Annotated in this window: 30 protein-coding genes; all 30 read left to right on the top strand. The window is 61.6% G+C overall.

The annotated features are described in order from the left end of the window. On the top strand, nt 1-462 hold a 462-nt coding region (locus ACW7G6_RS11415), incomplete at its 5' end, for an EF-Tu C-terminal domain-related protein (protein ID WP_456998277.1). A 335-nt stretch (nt 463-797) separates the two neighbouring features. Beyond that, nucleotides 798-1,109, top strand: coding sequence for a 30S ribosomal protein S10 (gene rpsJ, locus ACW7G6_RS11410; RefSeq protein WP_036196039.1), 312 nt, complete (start codon nt 798-800; stop codon nt 1,107-1,109). Between the two features lie 10 nt (nt 1,110-1,119). After that, nucleotides 1,120-1,776: a 50S ribosomal protein L3 gene (rplC, locus tag ACW7G6_RS11405; protein ID WP_456978480.1), complete on the top strand. Its 657-nt coding sequence runs from the start codon at nt 1,120-1,122 to the stop codon at nt 1,774-1,776. Further along, nucleotides 1,773-2,384 carry a 50S ribosomal protein L4 gene (rplD, locus tag ACW7G6_RS11400; RefSeq protein WP_456978481.1) on the top strand — a complete coding sequence of 204 codons (612 nt, stop codon included), beginning with the start codon at nt 1,773-1,775 and terminating at the stop codon, nt 2,382-2,384. The genes rplC and rplD overlap by 4 nt, the downstream gene beginning before the upstream one ends. Beyond that, nucleotides 2,381-2,677, top strand: a complete 297-nt coding sequence (rplW, locus tag ACW7G6_RS11395) for a 50S ribosomal protein L23 (RefSeq protein WP_036196034.1) — start codon at nt 2,381-2,383, stop codon at nt 2,675-2,677. Before rplD ends, rplW begins: the two co-directional genes overlap by 4 nt. A gap of 10 nt (nt 2,678-2,687) precedes the next feature. Then, a complete protein-coding gene (gene rplB, locus ACW7G6_RS11390; protein WP_456962230.1) occupies nt 2,688-3,515 on the top strand; it encodes a 50S ribosomal protein L2 in 828 nt (275 codons plus the stop codon). 6 nt (nt 3,516-3,521) lie between these two features. Further along, the gene (gene rpsS, locus ACW7G6_RS11385) at nt 3,522-3,788 is read left to right on the top strand and encodes a 30S ribosomal protein S19 (RefSeq protein ID WP_456962229.1); all 267 of its coding nucleotides are present in this window, start codon (nt 3,522-3,524) and stop codon (nt 3,786-3,788) included. A 10-nt stretch (nt 3,789-3,798) separates the two neighbouring features. Continuing rightward, nucleotides 3,799-4,146, top strand: a complete 348-nt coding sequence (gene rplV, locus ACW7G6_RS11380; RefSeq protein WP_456962228.1) for a 50S ribosomal protein L22 — start codon at nt 3,799-3,801, stop codon at nt 4,144-4,146. Between the two features lie 2 nt (nt 4,147-4,148). Further along, nucleotides 4,149-4,874, top strand: coding sequence for a 30S ribosomal protein S3 (rpsC, locus tag ACW7G6_RS11375; protein ID WP_456978482.1), 726 nt, complete (start codon nt 4,149-4,151; stop codon nt 4,872-4,874). A gap of 6 nt (nt 4,875-4,880) precedes the next feature. Next, complete coding sequence (rplP, locus tag ACW7G6_RS11370; RefSeq protein ID WP_456962226.1) at nt 4,881-5,294, top strand: 50S ribosomal protein L16; 414 nt, start codon at nt 4,881-4,883, stop codon at nt 5,292-5,294. Further along, nucleotides 5,294-5,509 carry a 50S ribosomal protein L29 gene (gene rpmC / locus ACW7G6_RS11365; RefSeq protein WP_456978483.1) on the top strand — a complete coding sequence of 72 codons (216 nt, stop codon included), beginning with the start codon at nt 5,294-5,296 and terminating at the stop codon, nt 5,507-5,509. The genes rplP and rpmC overlap by 1 nt, the downstream gene beginning before the upstream one ends. 9 nt (nt 5,510-5,518) lie before the next feature. Then, nucleotides 5,519-5,788: a 30S ribosomal protein S17 gene (gene rpsQ, locus ACW7G6_RS11360; protein WP_456978484.1), complete on the top strand. Its 270-nt coding sequence runs from the start codon at nt 5,519-5,521 to the stop codon at nt 5,786-5,788. 16 nt (nt 5,789-5,804) lie between these two features. After that, a complete protein-coding gene (gene rplN / locus ACW7G6_RS11355; protein WP_193985941.1) occupies nt 5,805-6,173 on the top strand; it encodes a 50S ribosomal protein L14 in 369 nt (122 codons plus the stop codon). 14 nt (nt 6,174-6,187) lie between these two features. Further along, nucleotides 6,188-6,502 carry a 50S ribosomal protein L24 gene (rplX, locus tag ACW7G6_RS11350; protein ID WP_456978485.1) on the top strand — a complete coding sequence of 105 codons (315 nt, stop codon included), beginning with the start codon at nt 6,188-6,190 and terminating at the stop codon, nt 6,500-6,502. Between the two features lie 11 nt (nt 6,503-6,513). Further along, nucleotides 6,514-7,053, top strand: coding sequence for a 50S ribosomal protein L5 (gene rplE / locus ACW7G6_RS11345; protein WP_456962222.1), 540 nt, complete (start codon nt 6,514-6,516; stop codon nt 7,051-7,053). A 19-nt stretch (nt 7,054-7,072) separates the two neighbouring features. After that, the gene (rpsN, locus tag ACW7G6_RS11340) at nt 7,073-7,378 is read left to right on the top strand and encodes a 30S ribosomal protein S14 (protein ID WP_456998276.1); all 306 of its coding nucleotides are present in this window, start codon (nt 7,073-7,075) and stop codon (nt 7,376-7,378) included. Nucleotides 7,379-7,516: 138 nt separating this feature from the next. Next, nucleotides 7,517-7,915: a 30S ribosomal protein S8 gene (gene rpsH / locus ACW7G6_RS11335; RefSeq protein WP_456962220.1), complete on the top strand. Its 399-nt coding sequence runs from the start codon at nt 7,517-7,519 to the stop codon at nt 7,913-7,915. Between the two features lie 14 nt (nt 7,916-7,929). Beyond that, nucleotides 7,930-8,457, top strand: coding sequence for a 50S ribosomal protein L6 (gene rplF / locus ACW7G6_RS11330; protein WP_456998275.1), 528 nt, complete (start codon nt 7,930-7,932; stop codon nt 8,455-8,457). A 94-nt stretch (nt 8,458-8,551) separates the two neighbouring features. Continuing rightward, nucleotides 8,552-8,905: a 50S ribosomal protein L18 gene (gene rplR / locus ACW7G6_RS11325; protein ID WP_456978488.1), complete on the top strand. Its 354-nt coding sequence runs from the start codon at nt 8,552-8,554 to the stop codon at nt 8,903-8,905. Nucleotides 8,906-9,045: 140 nt separating this feature from the next. Further along, nucleotides 9,046-9,576, top strand: a complete 531-nt coding sequence (gene rpsE / locus ACW7G6_RS11320) for a 30S ribosomal protein S5 (protein ID WP_456962217.1) — start codon at nt 9,046-9,048, stop codon at nt 9,574-9,576. Further along, nucleotides 9,569-9,784, top strand: coding sequence for a 50S ribosomal protein L30 (gene rpmD / locus ACW7G6_RS11315; protein WP_456978489.1), 216 nt, complete (start codon nt 9,569-9,571; stop codon nt 9,782-9,784). The genes rpsE and rpmD overlap by 8 nt, the downstream gene beginning before the upstream one ends. After that, a complete protein-coding gene (gene rplO, locus ACW7G6_RS11310) occupies nt 9,784-10,227 on the top strand; it encodes a 50S ribosomal protein L15 (RefSeq protein ID WP_456978844.1) in 444 nt (147 codons plus the stop codon). Before rpmD ends, rplO begins: the two co-directional genes overlap by 1 nt. 28 nt (nt 10,228-10,255) lie before the next feature. Next, entirely contained in the window at nt 10,256-11,590 is a 1,335-nt protein-coding gene (secY, locus tag ACW7G6_RS11305) for a preprotein translocase subunit SecY (RefSeq protein ID WP_456978845.1), read from the top strand. Between the two features lie 403 nt (nt 11,591-11,993). Beyond that, a complete protein-coding gene (rpsM, locus tag ACW7G6_RS11300; RefSeq protein WP_456962215.1) occupies nt 11,994-12,350 on the top strand; it encodes a 30S ribosomal protein S13 in 357 nt (118 codons plus the stop codon). Between the two features lie 10 nt (nt 12,351-12,360). Then, on the top strand, nt 12,361-12,753 hold the full coding sequence (gene rpsK, locus ACW7G6_RS11295; protein WP_456962214.1) for a 30S ribosomal protein S11: 393 nt from the start codon (nt 12,361-12,363) through the stop codon (nt 12,751-12,753). A gap of 14 nt (nt 12,754-12,767) precedes the next feature. Further along, nucleotides 12,768-13,397 carry a 30S ribosomal protein S4 gene (gene rpsD / locus ACW7G6_RS11290; protein WP_456978490.1) on the top strand — a complete coding sequence of 210 codons (630 nt, stop codon included), beginning with the start codon at nt 12,768-12,770 and terminating at the stop codon, nt 13,395-13,397. A 57-nt stretch (nt 13,398-13,454) separates the two neighbouring features. Then, nucleotides 13,455-14,453 (top strand): DNA-directed RNA polymerase subunit alpha, encoded by a 999-nt coding sequence (locus ACW7G6_RS11285; RefSeq protein WP_456978491.1) that lies wholly within the window; start codon nt 13,455-13,457, stop codon nt 14,451-14,453. 15 nt (nt 14,454-14,468) lie between these two features. Next, on the top strand, nt 14,469-14,843 hold the full coding sequence (gene rplQ, locus ACW7G6_RS11280; protein ID WP_036196002.1) for a 50S ribosomal protein L17: 375 nt from the start codon (nt 14,469-14,471) through the stop codon (nt 14,841-14,843). A 192-nt stretch (nt 14,844-15,035) separates the two neighbouring features. Further along, a complete protein-coding gene (locus tag ACW7G6_RS11275; protein ID WP_456978492.1) occupies nt 15,036-15,545 on the top strand; it encodes a disulfide bond formation protein B in 510 nt (169 codons plus the stop codon). Between the two features lie 94 nt (nt 15,546-15,639). Continuing rightward, the gene (locus ACW7G6_RS11270) at nt 15,640-17,028 is read left to right on the top strand and encodes a class II 3-deoxy-7-phosphoheptulonate synthase (RefSeq protein ID WP_456978493.1); all 1,389 of its coding nucleotides are present in this window, start codon (nt 15,640-15,642) and stop codon (nt 17,026-17,028) included.

Below are 17,028 nucleotides of genomic sequence, written 5' to 3'. Positions count from 1 at the left end.
GAGATCGAGATCGTCGGTATCCGTCCGACCGTGAAGACGACGGTGACCGGTGTTGAGATGTTCCGCAAGCTGCTCGACCAGGGCCAGGCGGGCGACAACGCCGGCCTGCTGCTGCGCGGGACCAAGCGTGACGACGTGGAGCGCGGCCAGGTGCTGTGCAAGCCCGGTTCGATCAAGCCGCACACCCAGTTCGAGGGTGAGGTGTACATCCTGAGCAAGGACGAGGGCGGCCGTCACACGCCGTTCTTCAAGGGCTACCGTCCGCAGTTTTACTTCCGCACCACCGACGTGACCGGCGCCTGCGAGCTGCCTGAAGGCGTGGAGATGGTGATGCCGGGCGACAACGTGAAGATGGTGGTCGAGTTGATCAACCCGATCGCGATGGACGAAGGCCTGCGTTTCGCGATCCGTGAAGGTGGTCGTACCGTTGGCGCCGGCGTGGTCGCCAAGATCATCAAGTAAAGCCTGGTATCCAGTAAATATTTGGTAATACCGCGTCATCCCGCTGGGTCGGGGTGGCGCCTACCGCGAAAAGAGGAGCAGGAAGCACCTCGTGTTCGCCCGACAGGGAAATGTCGCGTGACAAGATCGTTGGCAGTGCCGGATATTCCGGCGCTGCTTGACGGCATCATGGCACGCGCTTTATACTTTTCTGTCTGGCAGGCCGGGAAACCGGCCTGCCTTGCTTTTCCAAGGATTTCCGCCCTCGGATTGTCTACCGCGGGCGGGGTCGTTTCCATCGGGGTTCGGTGCACCTAGCCACCGGCCCGTCGCTCTTTAAACCAAGGAACACCGTCATGGCGGACCAAAAGATCCGGATTCGGCTGAAGGCATACGATCATCGTCTGATCGACCGTTCAGCCAGCGAGATCGTCGAGACGGCAAAGCGGACCGGCGCGCAAGTGCGTGGCCCGATCCCGTTGCCGACCAAGATCGAGCGCTTCACCATTCTTACTTCTCCGCACGTCGACAAGGACGCGCGTGACCAGTACGAGACCCGCACGCACAAGCGCGTGCTCGATATCGTCGACCCCAACGACAAGACCGTGGACGCGCTGATGAAGCTCGAGCTCGCGGCGGGCGTTGACGTACAGATCAAGCTGACCTGAGGACCTGACCATGACGGCGAAGAAATATTCGTTGGGCATCGTCGGCCGCAAGGCCGGCATGAGCCGGTTTTTCACCGAGGATGGCAAGTCCATTCCGGTGACGCTGATCGAAGCGACCCCGAACCGGATCACCCAAATCAAGACCCCCGATACCGATGGCTACAGCGCGGTGCAGGTTACCGTTGGCGTACGCCGTGCGGCGCTGATCAACAAGCCCGCGGCTGGTCACCTGGCCAAGGCCAAGGTCGACGCCGGCCGAGGCTTGTGGGAGTTCCGCGTTGCCGACGACAAGCTCGGTGACTTCAACGTGGGCGGCGAGATCAAGGCCGACATCTTTGAGGTCGGCCAGGTGGTCGATGTCCAGGGCGTGACCAAGGGCAAGGGCTTCCAGGGCACGATCAAACGCTGGAACTTCGCCATGGGCGATGCCACCCACGGTAACTCGCTGTCGCATCGCTCGCCTGGTTCCATCGGCCAGCGCCAGACGCCGGGTCGCGTGTTCCCGGGCAAGAAGATGTCCGGTCACATGGGCTTCGTGCAGCAGAGCACCCAGGGCCTGGAAGTGGTCAAGGTCGACGCCGAGCGCGGCTTGATCGCGATCAAGGGCGCAGTGCCAGGCGCGCCGGGCGGCGATGTGATCGTCCGTCCGACGACCAAGGGAGTATGACGATGGAACTTGCCATCAATAACAGCAGCGAGAAGTTGTCGGTGTCCGACGATATCTTCGGTCGCGAGTTCAGTGAAGACCTGGTCCATCAGGTCGTCGTTGCCTACCGCAACGCCGGTCGCAGCGGTACCAAGGCGCAGAAGACCCGTTCGCAGGTTGCCGGCACCACCAAGAAGTCGAAGAACCAGAAGGGCGGTGGCGCTCGCCACGGCGCGCTGACGGCTCCGATCTTCCGCGGCGGCGGCGTGACCTTTGCGGCCCAGCCGCGAAGCTTCGCGCAGAAGGTCAATCGCAAGATGTACCGTGCCGCAATGGCGTCGATCCTGTCCGAGCTGCATCGCCAGGGCCGGATCACGGTTGTGGAGAAGCTCGAGCTGGACTCGCCGAAGACCTCGGGCATGATCGCGATGCTCAAGGGCCTGGAGGCTGGTCGTCGCCCGTTGCTGGTCACCGAGGATGCCACCGAGAATCTGTACCTCTCGGCGCGCAACTTGCCGTATGTCGAGGTTCGTGACGTGCAGGGCCTGGATCCGGTTGCGCTGGTTGGCGCCGATACGGTCGTGGTCACCACCGAGGCGATCAAGAAGATTCAGGAGTGGCTGGCATGAACGACGCCAAGCTCTACAACGTGATTCGTGCGCCGCGTGTGTCCGAGAAGACCGCGCGCCTGCAGGAAGTTTCCAATCAATACGTCTTCGAAGTGGCGACGACGGCAACCAAGGCTGACATCAAGGTTGCGGTCGAGAAGCTGTTCGACGTCAAGGTCGAGGCGGTCAACGTGCTCAACGTGAAGGGCAAAGCAAAAGCCTTCAAGTTCCGCATGGGCCGTCGCCCCGACTGGCGCAAGGCATACGTGACGCTGGCCGATGGCCAGTCGATCGACGTTATGGCCAAGGCTTGAGGATCGACCCATGGCATTGATGACATTCAAACCCACTTCACCCGGCCGTCGCTCGATGGTTCGGGTGGTGACGCCCGACCTGCACAAGGGTGCGCCGTACGCGCCGTTGCTCGAGAAGAAGAGCAAGACCGGTGGCCGCAACCATCACGGCCGGACCACTACCCGGCATATCGGCGGTGGTCACAAGCAGCACTACCGCATCGTCGATTTCAAGCGCAACAAGGAAGGCATTCCGGCGCGCGTGGAGCGGATCGAGTACGATCCCAACCGCACCGCCCACCTGGCCCTGTTGTGCTATGTCGATGGCGAGCGTCGTTACATCATTGCTCCCAAGGGGCTGAAAGCCGGCGACCAGGTGATTGCGGGTCGTGATGCACCCATCCGCACCGGCAACACACTGCCGCTGAGCAACATCCCGGTGGGTTCCACCGTGCATTGCATCGAGATGAAGCCGGGCAAGGGCGCACAGATTGCACGCGCTGCCGGCGCCGGCGTCCAGCTGGTCGCACGTGAGCAGGGCTACGCCACGTTGCGTCTTCGTTCTGGCGAGATGCGCAAGGTTGCAGTCGATTGCCGGGCCACCATCGGCGAAGTCGGCAACGATGAGCACAGCCTGCAGAAGCTCGGCAAGGCCGGCGCGAAGCGCTGGCGCGGTATCAGGCCGACCGTTCGCGGCGCGGCGATGAACCCGGTGGATCATCCGCACGGTGGTGGTGAGGCCAAGGCTGGCCAGGGCAACCCGCATCCGGTCACCCCATGGGGTGTGCCGACCAAGGGCTACAAGACGCGGCACAACAAGCGTACGCAGCAGTTCATCGTTCGCGATCGCAGGAGCTAATCGGCAATGGCACGTTCACTGAAAAAAGGTCCGTTCGTTGACCACCACCTGATCAAGAAGGTGGAGGCCGCGGCCAACAACAAACGCCCGATCAAGACCTGGTCGCGTCGCTCGATGGTGTTGCCGGAAATGGTGGGTTTCACCATTGCGGTGCACAACGGCCGCAACCACATCCCGGTGCTGGTCAACGAGAACATGGTTGGCCACAAGCTCGGCGAATTCTCCCTGACGCGCACCTTCAAGGGTCACGTCGGCGACAAGAAGAGCCGATAAGGAGATGACCATGGAAGCTAAAGCCATCCTGCGCAGTGCGCGCATCTCCGCCCAGAAGGCCCGGTTGGTTGCCAACCAGGTGCGCGGCCTTACCGCCGAGAGCGCTGTCAACCAGCTCAAGTTCTCGGACAAGAAAGCAGCCGACCTGATCCGCAAGGTTCTGGAGTCTGCGATCGCCAATGCCGAGAACAACCAGGGCGCCGATATCGACGAGCTCAAGGTCACCACCATCATGGTTGACGAGGGTCCGACCCTGAAGCGCTTCATGGCGCGGGCAAAGGGTCGCGGCACCCGCATTCTCAAGCGTACCAGCCACATTACTGTGGTCGTGGGCGCCGGCAAGCAAGGCGGAGTCTGATTATGGGTCACAAAGTTCATCCCACCGGCATCCGCCTGGGTATCTCCAAGGATTGGAATTCCAAGTGGTTTGCCGGCAAGAAGCAGTACGCCGAGTACCTGATCGCCGACCTCAAGGTCCGCGAGATGCTGCGCAAGAAGCTGGCCCAGGCCGGAATTTCGAAGATTCTCATCGAGCGTCCGGCCAACAACGCCCGCGTGACCATCCACACCGCCCGTCCGGGCGTGGTGATCGGCAAGCGTGGTGAGGATATCGACAAGCTGCGCAAGGAAGTCAGCGACATGATGGGCGTCCCGGCGCACATCAACGTCACCGAGGTCCGCAAGCCCGAGCTCGACGCGCAGTTGGTGGCCGAGTCCATCGCGCAGCAGTTGGAGCGTCGCATCATGTTCCGCCGCGCTATGAAGCGTGCGGTTGGCAATGCGATGCGCCTGGGCGCGCTGGGCATCAAGGTCAATGTCGGTGGTCGGCTCAATGGTGCCGAGATCGCGCGTTCGGAGTGGTACCGCGAGGGTCGCGTGCCGCTGCACACCCTGCGCGCCGATATCGACTACGGCTTCGCAGAAGCCAAGACGACGTACGGCATCATTGGCATCAAAGTGTGGGTCTACCGGGGCGAGATCTTTGATTTCTCCCAGGTTGGCCAGGAAAAGCCGGACGACAGTCCGCGCAGTGATCGTGGCGAACGCCGCGACCGTGCGCCCCGTCCGCCGCGCGAACAGAGGTAACGGATCATGTTGCAACCAAAGCGAACCAAGTACCGGAAGGTACACAAAGGCCGCAACGACGGACTGGCATGGAGTGGCAACGCAGTCAGTTTCGGTGAGTACGGACTGAAGTCGACCGCGCACGGCCAGATCACCGCGCGCCAGATCGAGGCCGCACGCCGTTCCATCAGTCGCTACGTCAAGCGTGGCGGCAAGATGTGGATCCGCGTGTTCCCCGACAAGCCGATCACCAAGAAGCCGATCGAAGTGCGTATGGGTAAGGGCAAGGGCAGCGTCGAGTACTGGGTCGCGCTGATCCAGCCCGGACGCGTGATCTACGAGATCGAAGGTGTGGCAGAGGACGTGGCGCGCGAAGCGTTCCGCCTGGCCGCCGCCAAGCTTTCGGTCACCACCACTTTCGTGACGCGGACGGTGCGCTGATGGAACTCAATAAACTGCGAGAGAAGTCGGCTGACGAGCTCAAGGCCCATTTGACCGACCTGCACAAGGAGGGCTTCGCCCTTCGCATGCAGCAGGTTACCGGCCAGCTGACCAAGACCCACGAGACCCGTCGGGTGCGTCGTGAGATTGCCCGCGTCAACACCCTGATTGGGCAGGCTCAAGCGAGCCAGTCCGATTCGGGCGAGAAGAAGTAAGGACCCGCCATGACCGACAACAATACAGAGAAGGCGCTGCGCACGGTCGAAGGACGCGTGGTCAGCAACAAGATGGACAAGACCATCACCGTGCTCGTCGAGCGCCAGGTCAAGCACGCGTTGTACGGCAAGTACATCCGTCGCTCGTCCAAGCTGCACGCACACGACGCGGATAATTCCTGCAACGAGGGCGACGTGGTCCGGATTTCCGAGATTGCGCCGATGTCGAAAACCAAGAACTGGCGACTGGTGGAAATTGTCACCCGTGCGGCCGAATAACGAGGAGGGCTGAACCATGATCCAGATGCAAAGCTATCTCACCGTGGCCGACAACTCCGGTGCCAAAGAAGTGATGTGCATCAAGGTGCTCGGTGGCTCCAAGCGCCGTTACGCCGCGATTGGCGACGTCATCAAGGTGACCGTCAAGGACGCGATCCCGCGGGGCAAGGTCAAGAAGGGCGATGTCTATGATGCCGTCGTGGTGCGTACCCGCAAGGGTGTGCGCCGTCCGGATGGCTCATTGATCCGCTTCGACGGCAATGCCGCGGTCCTGCTGAACAACAAGCAGGAGCCGATTGGCACCCGTATCTTCGGGCCCGTGACCCGTGAACTGCGTTCCGAGAAGTTCATGAAGATCGTCTCGCTCGCCCCAGAAGTGCTCTGAGCGGAGGAATTGACATGAACCGTATCAAGAAGGGCGATCAAGTAATCGTCACTGCCGGCAAGGACAAGGGCAAGAAAGGTGATGTGGTGCGAGTGGCAGGGGACAAGGTCCTGGTGTCCAACGTCAACATCATCAAGCGCCACACCAAGCCGAATCCGCAAGCCGGCCAGGCTGGCGGCGTGATCGAGCGTGAGGCGCCGATCCATATTTCCAACGTCATGCTGTTCAACCCGGCTTCCGGCAAGGGTGAGCGCATCGGTATCAAGGTGCTGGAGGATGGACGCAAATTGCGTGTGTTCCGCTCCAGCGGTGAGGCGGTCGACGCCTGAGGAATGCTGAAATGACACGGCTTGAAAAATTTTACAAAGAAGAAGTGGTACCGTCGCTGACCGAGAAGTTCGGTTACACGAACCCGATGCAGGTGCCGCGCGTCTCCAAGATCACCCTGAACATGGGTGTCGGCGAGGCGGCCACCAACAAGAAAGTGCTCGAAAATGCCGTCGCCGACATGGCGAAGATCTGCGGGCAGAAGCCGATCGTGACCAACAGCCGCGTGTCCGTGGCTTCGTTCAAGATCCGCGACGGCTGGCCGATCGGCTGCAAGGTCACCCTGCGCCGGGCCAAGATGTTCGAGTTCCTGGATCGCCTGATCAACGTCTCGCTGCCGCGCGTGCGCGATTTCCGTGGTGTGTCGGCCAAGTCTTTCGATGGCCGCGGCAACTACAACATGGGCGTCAAGGAGCAGATCATCTTCCCGGAAATCGATTACGACCAGGTTGATGCGCTGCGCGGCATGGACATCGCGATCACCACGACCGCGAACACCGATGCCGAAGCCCGCGCACTGCTGGAAGCGTTCCGCTTCCCGTTTCGTACCTAACTGATTCGAGGATCCACACATGGCAAAGACCTCCATGGTCAACCGCGACATCAAGCGGGCCAAGCTGGCCGCGAAGTATGCGGTCAAGCGCGAAGAGCTGAAGAAGATCATCTCCAGCGTCAGCGCCTCGTACGAGGAGAAGGAAGAGGCGGTGGTCAAGCTGCAGAAGCTGCCCCGCGACTCGTCCCCCAGCCGGCAGCGCAACCGCTGTGCCCTGACCGGGCGCTCGCGCGGCGTCTACGCAAAGTTCGGCCTGGGTCGCAACAAACTGCGTGAAGCCACCATGCGCGGAGACGTGCCGGGGCTTCGCAAGGCCAGCTGGTAATTGATTGTCAAACGGGGCCGATAAGTCTGCTAGACTTACCGGCTCCAAAAAGTTCCACGCGTCACGGCGGTCCAGCCGCGGCGTCACAACTGAATTCGCAATTGAGCGGATATCGGTGCACTCATCAGGTAATTACACATGAGCATGACTGATCCCATCGCCGATATGTTCGTCCGCATCAGGAATGCGGCGGCGGTCGGCAAGCCCACGGTGAAGATGCCGTCGTCCAACATCAAGGTGGCCATCGCCAAGGTCTTGAAGGACGAGGGTTACATCCTGGCTGCCAACGTCAGCGACATCGGCGGCGGCAAGAACGAGTTGCAGATCGAGCTGAAGTACTACGAAGGCAAGCCGGTGATCGAGCAGCTCAAGCGCTTCTCCCGCTCCGGGCTACGCCAGTACCGCGGCAAGGACGACTTGCCCCGGGTCCTGAATGGCCTTGGCGTGTCCATCATCTCCACCTCGAAAGGCATCATGACCGACACCCAGGCGCGCCAGCAGGGCGTCGGCGGTGAAGTCCTGTGCTTCGTGGCTTAAGGGAGTAACGAACCATGTCCCGAATTGCCAAGAAGCCAATTGCCCTTCCCAAAGGTGTCGAGCTCAACGTCCAGTCTGACAGTGTCACCGTCAAGGGGCCCAAGGGCTCGTTGACGATGGCCAAGCCGACCGATATCGAGATCAAGATCGAAGACGGCCACGCGCTGCTCTCAACCCAGGATGTCGAGCGTATCGCGCTGACCGGCACCCTGCGGTCGATCATTGCCAACATGGTGCAAGGTGTCTCCGAAGGCTTTGAGCGCAAGCTTGAGCTGGTCGGCGTTGGCTACCGCGCCGCGATGCAGGGAAAAAACCTGAGCCTGTCGCTTGGTTTCTCACATCCGGTAACGTTTGTCTCCCCCGACGGCATTACCATCACCACCCCGACCCAGACCGAAGTTCTGGTGCAGGGCGCTGACAAGCAACGCGTCGGTGAAGTGGCGGCCAAGATTCGCGGTTTCCGTCCGCCGGAGCCCTACAAGGGCAAGGGCGTGAAGTACGCCGGGGAAACCATCATTCGCAAGGAAGCCAAGAAGGCGTAAGTTCGCCGCGGACCCGTCCGCAAGTACCCGGTCATTCGTGGCAGGGCTTCTGAACAAAATCGCTCCCTTGGTAGTTTTTCGAGAACCCAGACTAATGAACAAGAATACTGCCCGCCTGCGTCGTGCCAAGTCGACCCGAAGCCACATCCGCAAGCTCGGCGTGCCTCGCCTGTCGGTGCTGCGCACCGGCCAGCACATGTACGCCCAGGTCTTTACCGCCGACGGTTCCGCGGTCCTGGCTGCGGCCTCGACCACCCAGGTCGCGGTTCGTGAGGGCTTGAAAGGCCTGAAGAATGCCGAAGCCGCCGCCAAGGTGGGTCAGGCGATTGCCGCCGCCGCCAAGGCTGCGGGTATCGAGAAGGTCGCCTTTGACCGCTCGGGCTATCGCTATCACGGCCGCATCAAGGCGTTGGCTGACGCCGCGCGCGAAGGTGGACTGCAGTTCTGATACGGCCCGCCCGTAACACTCCTGCCGACGCGGGTTGCGTCGGGCGTGCCGGCGGGTTTCCGTTGTCACGCACAGCCGGATCGACTCAACAACGATAAGCGGCCACGCCGCAAATTATTTTCCATTTTCAGGAATCAAACATGGCTAACGAACGTGATTCGCGCGGACGCGGCAGGCGCGAAGAAATAGACGACGGAATGATCGAGAAGTTGATCACGGTCAACCGCGTCAGCAAGACTGTAAAGGGTGGCCGCCAGTTCACCTTCACCGCATTGACGGTCGTCGGTGACGGCGCTGGCAAGGTCGGCTTCGGTTACGGCAAGGCCCGTGAAGTGCCCATGGCGATCCAGAAATCGATGGAATATGCCCGCAAGGACATGAAGCACGTCGACCTCAACAATGGCACCTTGTGGCATTCGGTGAAGTCCGGCCACGGAGCGGCTCGGGTCTACATGCAGCCCGCTTCGGAAGGTACCGGGGTAATCGCCGGTGGCGCGATGCGCGCCGTGCTCGAGGCGGTCGGGGTGAAAGACGTGTTGGCCAAGGCCATTGGTTCCCGCAACCCGATCAACCTGGTTCGCGCGACGCTGATCGGTCTCGGCCAGATGCATTCGCCCGCCAAGATCGCGGCAAAGCGCGGCAAGAAGGTCGAGGATCTGCAACATGGTTAAGTCGACTGATAACAAAACCGATGCGCCCAAGGGCGGTACCGTCAAGGTGCGCCTGGTCAAGGGACTGCGCGGGACCCAGGGACGCCATCGCCTTTCGGTGAAGGCGCTCGGGCTGCGCAAGATCAATGACATGCGCGAACTGAAGGACAGTCCCCAGGTCCGTGGCCTGATCAACACGGTCCATTACCTGGTCCGGGTCGAGGAGTAATCATCATGCGTCTCAATACACTATCGCCCGCAGAGGGTGCCCGCGAAGACCGCAAGCGCGTCGGGCGCGGTATCGGTTCGGGCCTGGGCAAGACCGCAGGCCGCGGCCACAAGGGTTCCTTCGCGCGTTCGGGTAAAGGCAAGATCCGGGCCGGTTTCGAAGGCGGCCAGATGCCAATGCATATCCGGTTGCCGAAGGTCGGTTTCCGTAGCAAGACCAAGAACGACACCGCCGAAGTGATGCTGTACCAGCTCGATCAGCTGGAGGCCGGCGATATCGATTTCGCGACCTTGCGTGCGGCCAAGCTGGTGCCGAGCACTGCCAAGCGGGCCAAGTTGGTCCTGAAGGGCGAAGTGGCCAAGAAGTTCGTATTCAAGGGTGTGCTCGCCACTGCCGGTGCCAAGGCTGCGGTCGAAGCGGCCGGCGGCAAGGTCGAGGAGTAAGTCGGGCATGGCGCGCAGCAGTAACGCGATGAGCGGCGTAGGCGGAGGGCTCGGGAAGTTCACCGAGCTTCGCCAGCGTCTGATGTTCGTGGTTGGTGCACTGCTGGTGTATCGCGTCGGCTGCTACATTCCCGTGCCCGGGGTCAACCCGGAAGCCATGCTGCGCCTGATGGAAACCCAGGAAGGCACCATCGTCGACATGTTCAACATGTTCTCCGGTGGCGCGTTGGAACGCTTCAGCCTGTTTGCGCTGAACGTGATGCCGTACATCTCGGCGTCCATCATCATGCAGTTGATGGTGCAGATACTGCCCAGCCTGAAAGCGATCCAGAAAGAGGGCGAATCAGGTCGGCGCAAGATCACCCAATGGTCGCGGCTGGGTGCAATCCCGCTGGCGGTTTTCCAGGCTTGGGGCATCGCCACTGCATTGCAGGCCGGAGGTGCGAGCCAGGGTATCCCGGTGGTCTACAGCCCCGGCGCTGGATTTGTGCTGACGGCGGTGATTTCCCTGACGGCCGGCACCATGTTCCTGATGTGGGTGGGCGAACAGGTGACCGAGCGTGGCATCGGCAACGGTGTTTCGCTGATCATCTTCGCCGGTATCGTCGCCGGGTTGCCTTCGGCCGTACTGAACATGTTCGAGCAGGTCCGCAACGGCGAGATGGGTACGCTGACCGCAATGTCGGTGGCCGCCATCGTGCTGGGCGTGACCTACTTCGTGGTGTTCGTGGAGAGCGGGCAACGTCGGATCACGGTTAATTATGCGAGGCGCCAGGGTGGCCGCAACGCATACATGAACCAGTCCTCATTCCTGCCGCTCAAGCTCAACATGTCCGGCGTCATCCCGCCGATTTTTGCCTCCAGCATCGTGATGTTCCCGGCGACCGCGGCCACCTGGTTCAGCCAGGGTGATTCCTCGTCGTTCATGCTCAAGGTCAGTCAGTGGCTGAACCCGGGTGAACCGTTGCATCTGTTGATCTATGGTGGCCTGATCGCGGGCTTTACGTTCTTCTATACTGCGCTCGTCTTCAACTCGCAGGAAACCGCTGACAACCTCAAGAAGTCGGGCGCCCTGATTCCTGGCATTCGGCCCGGCAAGGCGACTGCCGACTATGTTGACGGGGTCTTGACGCGGCTGACCGCGGCCGGCGCGGCGTATCTGGTGCTGGTCTGTTTGTTGCCGGAGTTGATGCGCGCGAAAATGGGGATATCCTTCTATTTTGGCGGTACCTCGTTGCTCATCGTTGTGGTGGTGGTAATGGACTTCATCTCGCAGATCCAGGCGCACTTGATGTCACACCAGTACGAGAGCTTGCTCAAGAAGGCAAATCTAAAGGGATCCAAGAGCGGCCTCGCCCGCTGATGGCTCCCTGGTCGTCCGGCACGGTGCCGGATGCCCGAGGCGACAAGGCGACCGGATTCAATGTCCGGATCGCTGATACAGGTAACACGGAGCACGGGGCTATCACACCCCGGTTCCAGCAGGGCGACTCGTGCGGTGTCTCGCGCGCGAGTGGGTTCGGACCGATCTGCGCGCCAGAGTAGCGCGCGGTGTCGGGGAGGGCGGCTTGACACCGCGCGCCTCGGCAGTTCGAACTCGTCGCCGGAGCATGGGCACACTCCCCATGCCGTCGCAACGCAACGCTTCGGCGTGGCGGGGCTTCCTATTAACCCGAGACCTTGATAAAATTTCCGATTCACTTTTTCAGTGAACCTCTCTACCGGGTTGTCAGGATCCGGTTGCCAAACCAGTTGGAGATCGCGTTATGGCGCGTATTGCGGGCGTCAACCTGCCTGCCCAGAAGCACGTCTGGGTCGGGTTGCAAAGCATTTACGGCATTGGCCGTACTCGTTCCAAGCAAGTGTGTGATTCAGCCGGCGTTACCGCGTCGACCAAGATCCGCGACTTGTCCGAGCCCGAGGTCGAGCGTTTGCGCGGCGAAATCGGCAAGTTCGTCGTCGAGGGTGATCTGCGTCGCGAGATCGGCATGTCGATCAAGCGCCTGATGGACCTGAGCTGCTACCGCGGCCTGCGGCATCGCCGTGGCCTGCCGCTGCGTGGCCAGCGCACCAAAACCAACGCACGTACCCGGAAGGGTCCGCGTCGGGCCATCAGGAAGTAAGGGGTAGATCATGGCCAAGCCAACCGCTACGAAAACGAAGAAGAAGATCAAGCGCGTCGTCACCGACGGCATCGCCCACGTCCACGCTTCGTTCAACAACACCATCATCACGATCACCGACCGCCAGGGCAATGCATTGTCGTGGGCGACTTCGGGCGGCGCGGGCTTCCGCGGTTCGCGCAAGTCGACCCCGTTTGCCGCCCAGGTGGCCGCCGAGAAGGCCGGCCGCGCTGCGCTGGACTACGGCGTCAAGTCGCTGGAAGTGCGCATCAAGGGCCCGGGTCCGGGTCGGGAGTCCGCCGTTCGTTCGCTGAACAACGTCGGCTACAAGATCATCAACATCATCGACGTGACGCCAATTCCGCACAACGGTTGCCGCCCGCCGAAAAAGCGTCGCGTCTGAGGAGCTGAAGAAGAATGGCTCGTTATATTGGTCCTACCTGCAAGCTCGCCCGTCGCGAAGGCGTCGACCTCGGTCTGAAGTCGCCGTCACGTGCACTCGATTCCAAGTGCAAGCTTGAGCAGAAGCCCGGTCAACATGGCGCGACGCTTCGTCGCGGCAAGATGTCCGATTACGCAAACCAGCTCCGTGAAAAGCAGAAGGTCAAGCGCGTTTATGGCTTGCTGGAACGCCAGTTCCGGAACTACTACAAGAAGGCTGCGGCCAAGCGGGGCAACACGGGTGAAATCCTGTTGCAGCTCCTCGAGACCCGCCTGGACAACGTCGTGTACCGCATGGGGTTTGCAGTGACCCGCCCGGCGGCTCGCCAGCTGGTCTCGCACCGCGGCGTTACCGTCAACGGCAAGTCGGTCAACCTGCCGTCCTACCAGATCAAGGCAGGCGATGCGGTGGCGCTGTCAGAGCGCGCGCAGAAGCAGTTGCGCGTGCAGGAGTCGCTGACCGTGTCGCAGCAGATGGACCTGTCGCCAGCCTGGATCGAGGTGGACGGCAAGAAGTTCACCGGCGTGTTCAAGGCGGTACCGGATCGTGCCGATCTGCCTGCCGACATCAACGAAGCGCTGATCATCGAGCTGTACTCGAAGTAATTCATCTGTTCTTGAGCTGCGGGCCCCAGGCCCCAGGCTCACAGGAGACTCCACAACATGACGGTTACCGCCAATCAGGTACTGCGCCCACGCGGTCCCCAGATCGAAAGCCTTTCTGGCAACCGCGCCAAGGTCGTCATTGAACCGCTCGAGCGGGGCTATGGCCACACCCTGGGCAACGCGTTGCGCCGCGTGCTGCTGTCGTCGATTCCGGGTTTTGCCATCACCGAAGTCGCGATCGAAGGCGTGCTGCACGAGTACACCACGGTCGAGGGGTTGCAGGAGGATGTACTTGAAGTCCTGCTCAACCTCAAGGACGTCGCCGTCCGCATGCACACTGGCGAATCGGCGACCCTGTCGCTGAACAGCCAGGGTCCAGGTGTCGTGACCGCGGCCGACATCAAGACCGACCACAACGTCGAGGTCATCAACGGCGACCACGTGATCGCCCACTTGACCAAGGACGCGTCGCTCAAGATGGAAATCAAGGTCGAACGCGGCTATGGCTACCAGCCGGCGACTGCGCGTCGCCGTCCGGACGAGGAGACCCGCACGATCGGTCTTCTGATGCTGGATGCGAGTTTCAGCCCGATTCGTCGCGTCGCCTATTCGGTCGAAGCTGCCCGGGTCGAGCAGCGTACCGATCTGGACAAGCTGATCCTGGACATCGAGACCAACGGCACGATCGACGCCGAGGAAGCCGTTCGCACGGCCGCCGAGATCCTGAGCGACCAGTTGTCGGTGTTTGGTGATTTCACCCAGCGCGAACGCGGTGCTCCGAAGACGGCTCCCACTGGCATCGATCCGGTCCTGTTGCGTCCTATCGACGACCTGGAACTCACCGTGCGTTCGGCCAACTGCCTCAAGGCCGAGAGTATTTACTACGTCGGCGACTTGATCCAGAAGACCGAAGTCGAATTGCTGAAGACGCCGAACCTTGGCAAGAAGTCGCTCACCGAGATCAAGGAAGTGCTTGCCCAGCGCGGCCTGTCGCTCGGTATGAAGCTCGAAAACTGGCCGCCAGCGGGTATCGCCTCGCACGGCATGATGGGCTAAACAGGAAACAAGACCATGCGCCACCAGAAATCAGGACGCAAGTTCAACCGTACCAGTGCCCATCGCGATGCGATGTTCACCAATATGGCCGCGTCGCTCATCAAGCACGGAGCGATCCGTACCACCTTGCCAAAGGCCAAGGAGCTGCGCCGCGTAGCGGAGCCGCTGATCACCCTGGCCAAGACCGATGGGGTGGCCAACCGCCGCCTTGCGTTCTCGCGCTTGCGTGACAAGGAAGCGGTCGGCACGTTGTTTGTCGAGCTGGGCCCGCGTTACAACGCGCGTCCAGGCGGCTACCTGCGCATCCTCAAGTGCGGGTTCCGCGCTGGCGACAACGCGCCGATGGCTTACGTTGAACTGGTCGATCGCCCGCAAGCAGTCGCGGAGTAATCGACCGGAGAATCGATGGGTGGCCTTCGCCGCCCTATCGATGACGTGAATACCCCGGCCTGCTGCCGGGGTTTTTGCGTTCAGCAGATATCACCGACGGTCGGCGTGCCACAGGGCTTTTTCGACCGTGCAGGTCGCGCTGGCGTGGATTGCACGTTGCATGGCGGCTGCAAATCCGTATTGTGTCGATCCATGACTATACCAACCACGTCCGTTTCGAAGTTCCGCCTCCGCTTCCTGCTCGGCTTTGTTGCTTGCGCCGGGCTGATCGGTTACGCGCTGTATACGCAGTTCCATGGTGGCTTGCTGCCGTGTCCCCTGTGCATCTTCCAGCGCGTCGCATTTGCTGCCCTGGGCCTGGTATTTATGGTTGGCGGCCTGCATGCGCCGGGTGGCGCCTTCGGGCGGCGCGCGTATGGCGTAATCGCGCTGGTGGTGGCAGGGGTGGGGATCGCGATCGCGGGTAATCACGTACGCCTGCAGCACCTGCCTGCCGATCAGGTGCCGGCGTGCGGCCCTGGCCTGGACTACATGCTCGAGGCAATGCCGATCAGCGGTGTCGTGCGTCGGGTAATGACCGGATCGGGAGAGTGCGCAGAGGTCGACTGGACGCTGCTCGGTTTGTCGATGCCAACCTGGAGTTTGATCGCATTCGTGGCGCTTGCACTGTGGGCGGTGTTTGTCGGCTTTCGGCGTTGGTGATGGATCGCCGGACGGCTGTTGGCTATGCGCATTGCAACCCGCGTCGTCGACGTGGATGATGCAATGCTGCCCTGCAATATAGCTGTCTGAGCCAATGCCGAGTCCCGACCGTAATATCCACCCCGTCAACTTGCCAGCCGACTGGACCCCTGCATCCTGGCGTGGGATGAAAGCGTTGCAGCAGCCGCGTTATGACGATGCCGACGAGCTGGCCGGTGTGCTGCAGGAATTGCGTGCGCTGCCGCCACTGGTAACGTCCTGGGAGATCCTCGCGCTCAAACAGCAAGTTGCCGATGCACAGGAGGGTAAATGCTTTCTGCTGCAGGGAGGTGATTGCGCCGAGACCTTCGATGCCTGCTCCTCCGAGGTGATTTCCAATCGGCTCAAGGTGCTGTTGCAGATGAGCCTGGTGCTGGTGCACGGGCTGCGAAAACCCGTGGTGCGCGTCGGGCGGTTTGCGGGGCAATACGCCAAGCCACGGTCGGCCGATACCGAAACCATCGACGGGGTGACCGTGCCCAGCTACCGCGGTGACATGGTCAACGCACCGGAATTCAATGCCGCCGCCCGGCGCCCCGATCCCCGCCGCATGGTCAAGGCGCATGCGCGCTCGGCGATGACGATGAATTTCGTGCGTGCGTTGATAGATGGCGGTTTTGCCGACCTGCGGCACCCTGAGTACTGGAATCTCGACTGGGTGGGGCATTCGCCTTTGGCGAACGAGTATCGACAAATGGTCGATTCGATCGGCGGTGCGGTGCGTTTCATGGAAACGCTGTCCGGCGGTTCGGTAAGGAACCTGGAGCGGGTCGATTTTTACACCTCGCACGAAGCGTTGTTGTTGCCGTATGAGGAGTCAGTGACCCGGCAGGTGCCGCGGCATTGGGGCTGGTTCAACCTCGGTACCCATTTCCCGTGGATCGGCATGCGTACCGCAGCGGTCGATGGCGCCCACGTCGAGTACTTCCGCGGCATCCGCAACCCGATCGCGCTGAAGGTCGGGCCGTCGACTACCCCGGACCAGTTGTTGCGGGTCATCGATGTGCTGAACCCCGAGAACGAGGCCGGCAAACTCACCCTGATCCACCGGATGGGCGCGGCGAATATTGCCGATAGCCTGCCGCCGCTGCTGGACACGATTCGACGGGATGGACGACGGGTGTTATGGGTTTGCGATCCGATGCACGGCAATACCGAAGCGACCACGAACGGCTACAAGACCCGCCGTTTTGCGAACATCGGCAGCGAGCTGGAGCGGGCGTTCGACTTGCATGCTGCCGCGGGCACGCGTTTGGGCGGCGTGCACCTGGAGCTTACCGGCGAGGATGTCACCGAGTGCATGGGCGGCGCACGTGATCTGACCGAGGTAGACCTGGAGCGTGCCTATCGCTCTACCGTCGATCCGCGCCTGAATTACGAGCAGGCGCTGGAAGTGGCGATGCTGATCGTGCGCAAGCAGGCGCGGTTGACCGCGGCAGGCTAG

The sequence above is a fragment of the Lysobacter sp. A421 genome (genome assembly GCF_054052145.1).
The sequence above is the reverse complement of the archived record's forward strand: the minus strand, read 5'-3'. Positions and strand labels throughout refer to the sequence as shown.

Bases quoted from the DNA above. Each gene is read 5' to 3' on its own strand.
- secY (WP_456978845.1), top strand. From the start codon at position 10,256: ATGAGCGGCGTAGGCGGAGGGCTCGGGAAGTTCACCGAGCTTCGCCAG.
- rpmC (WP_456978483.1), top strand. From the start codon at position 5,294: ATGGAACTCAATAAACTGCGAGAGAAGTCGGCTGACGAGCTCAAGGCC.
- rpsS (WP_456962229.1), top strand. From the start codon at position 3,522: ATGGCACGTTCACTGAAAAAAGGTCCGTTCGTTGACCACCACCTGATC.
- rplX (WP_456978485.1), top strand. From the start codon at position 6,188: ATGAACCGTATCAAGAAGGGCGATCAAGTAATCGTCACTGCCGGCAAG.
- rplN (WP_193985941.1), top strand. From the start codon at position 5,805: ATGATCCAGATGCAAAGCTATCTCACCGTGGCCGACAACTCCGGTGCC.
- rpsN (WP_456998276.1), top strand. From the start codon at position 7,073: ATGGCAAAGACCTCCATGGTCAACCGCGACATCAAGCGGGCCAAGCTG.
- rpsK (WP_456962214.1), top strand. From the start codon at position 12,361: ATGGCCAAGCCAACCGCTACGAAAACGAAGAAGAAGATCAAGCGCGTC.
- rpsH (WP_456962220.1), top strand. From the start codon at position 7,517: ATGAGCATGACTGATCCCATCGCCGATATGTTCGTCCGCATCAGGAAT.
- rplB (WP_456962230.1), top strand. From the start codon at position 2,688: ATGGCATTGATGACATTCAAACCCACTTCACCCGGCCGTCGCTCGATG.
- rpsM (WP_456962215.1), top strand. From the start codon at position 11,994: ATGGCGCGTATTGCGGGCGTCAACCTGCCTGCCCAGAAGCACGTCTGG.
- rplC (WP_456978480.1), top strand. From the start codon at position 1,120: ATGACGGCGAAGAAATATTCGTTGGGCATCGTCGGCCGCAAGGCCGGC.
- rplQ (WP_036196002.1), top strand. From the start codon at position 14,469: ATGCGCCACCAGAAATCAGGACGCAAGTTCAACCGTACCAGTGCCCAT.
- rpsJ (WP_036196039.1), top strand. From the start codon at position 798: ATGGCGGACCAAAAGATCCGGATTCGGCTGAAGGCATACGATCATCGT.
- ACW7G6_RS11270 (WP_456978493.1), top strand. From the start codon at position 15,640: ATGCCGAGTCCCGACCGTAATATCCACCCCGTCAACTTGCCAGCCGAC.
- rpsQ (WP_456978484.1), top strand. From the start codon at position 5,519: ATGACCGACAACAATACAGAGAAGGCGCTGCGCACGGTCGAAGGACGC.
- rplR (WP_456978488.1), top strand. From the start codon at position 8,552: ATGAACAAGAATACTGCCCGCCTGCGTCGTGCCAAGTCGACCCGAAGC.
- ACW7G6_RS11275 (WP_456978492.1), top strand. From the start codon at position 15,036: ATGACTATACCAACCACGTCCGTTTCGAAGTTCCGCCTCCGCTTCCTG.
- rplP (WP_456962226.1), top strand. From the start codon at position 4,881: ATGTTGCAACCAAAGCGAACCAAGTACCGGAAGGTACACAAAGGCCGC.
- rplD (WP_456978481.1), top strand. From the start codon at position 1,773: ATGACGATGGAACTTGCCATCAATAACAGCAGCGAGAAGTTGTCGGTG.
- rplW (WP_036196034.1), top strand. From the start codon at position 2,381: ATGAACGACGCCAAGCTCTACAACGTGATTCGTGCGCCGCGTGTGTCC.
- rplF (WP_456998275.1), top strand. From the start codon at position 7,930: ATGTCCCGAATTGCCAAGAAGCCAATTGCCCTTCCCAAAGGTGTCGAG.
- rplV (WP_456962228.1), top strand. From the start codon at position 3,799: ATGGAAGCTAAAGCCATCCTGCGCAGTGCGCGCATCTCCGCCCAGAAG.
- rplE (WP_456962222.1), top strand. From the start codon at position 6,514: ATGACACGGCTTGAAAAATTTTACAAAGAAGAAGTGGTACCGTCGCTG.
- rpsC (WP_456978482.1), top strand. From the start codon at position 4,149: ATGGGTCACAAAGTTCATCCCACCGGCATCCGCCTGGGTATCTCCAAG.
- rpsE (WP_456962217.1), top strand. From the start codon at position 9,046: ATGGCTAACGAACGTGATTCGCGCGGACGCGGCAGGCGCGAAGAAATA.
- rpsD (WP_456978490.1), top strand. From the start codon at position 12,768: ATGGCTCGTTATATTGGTCCTACCTGCAAGCTCGCCCGTCGCGAAGGC.
- ACW7G6_RS11285 (WP_456978491.1), top strand. From the start codon at position 13,455: ATGACGGTTACCGCCAATCAGGTACTGCGCCCACGCGGTCCCCAGATC.
- rpmD (WP_456978489.1), top strand. From the start codon at position 9,569: ATGGTTAAGTCGACTGATAACAAAACCGATGCGCCCAAGGGCGGTACC.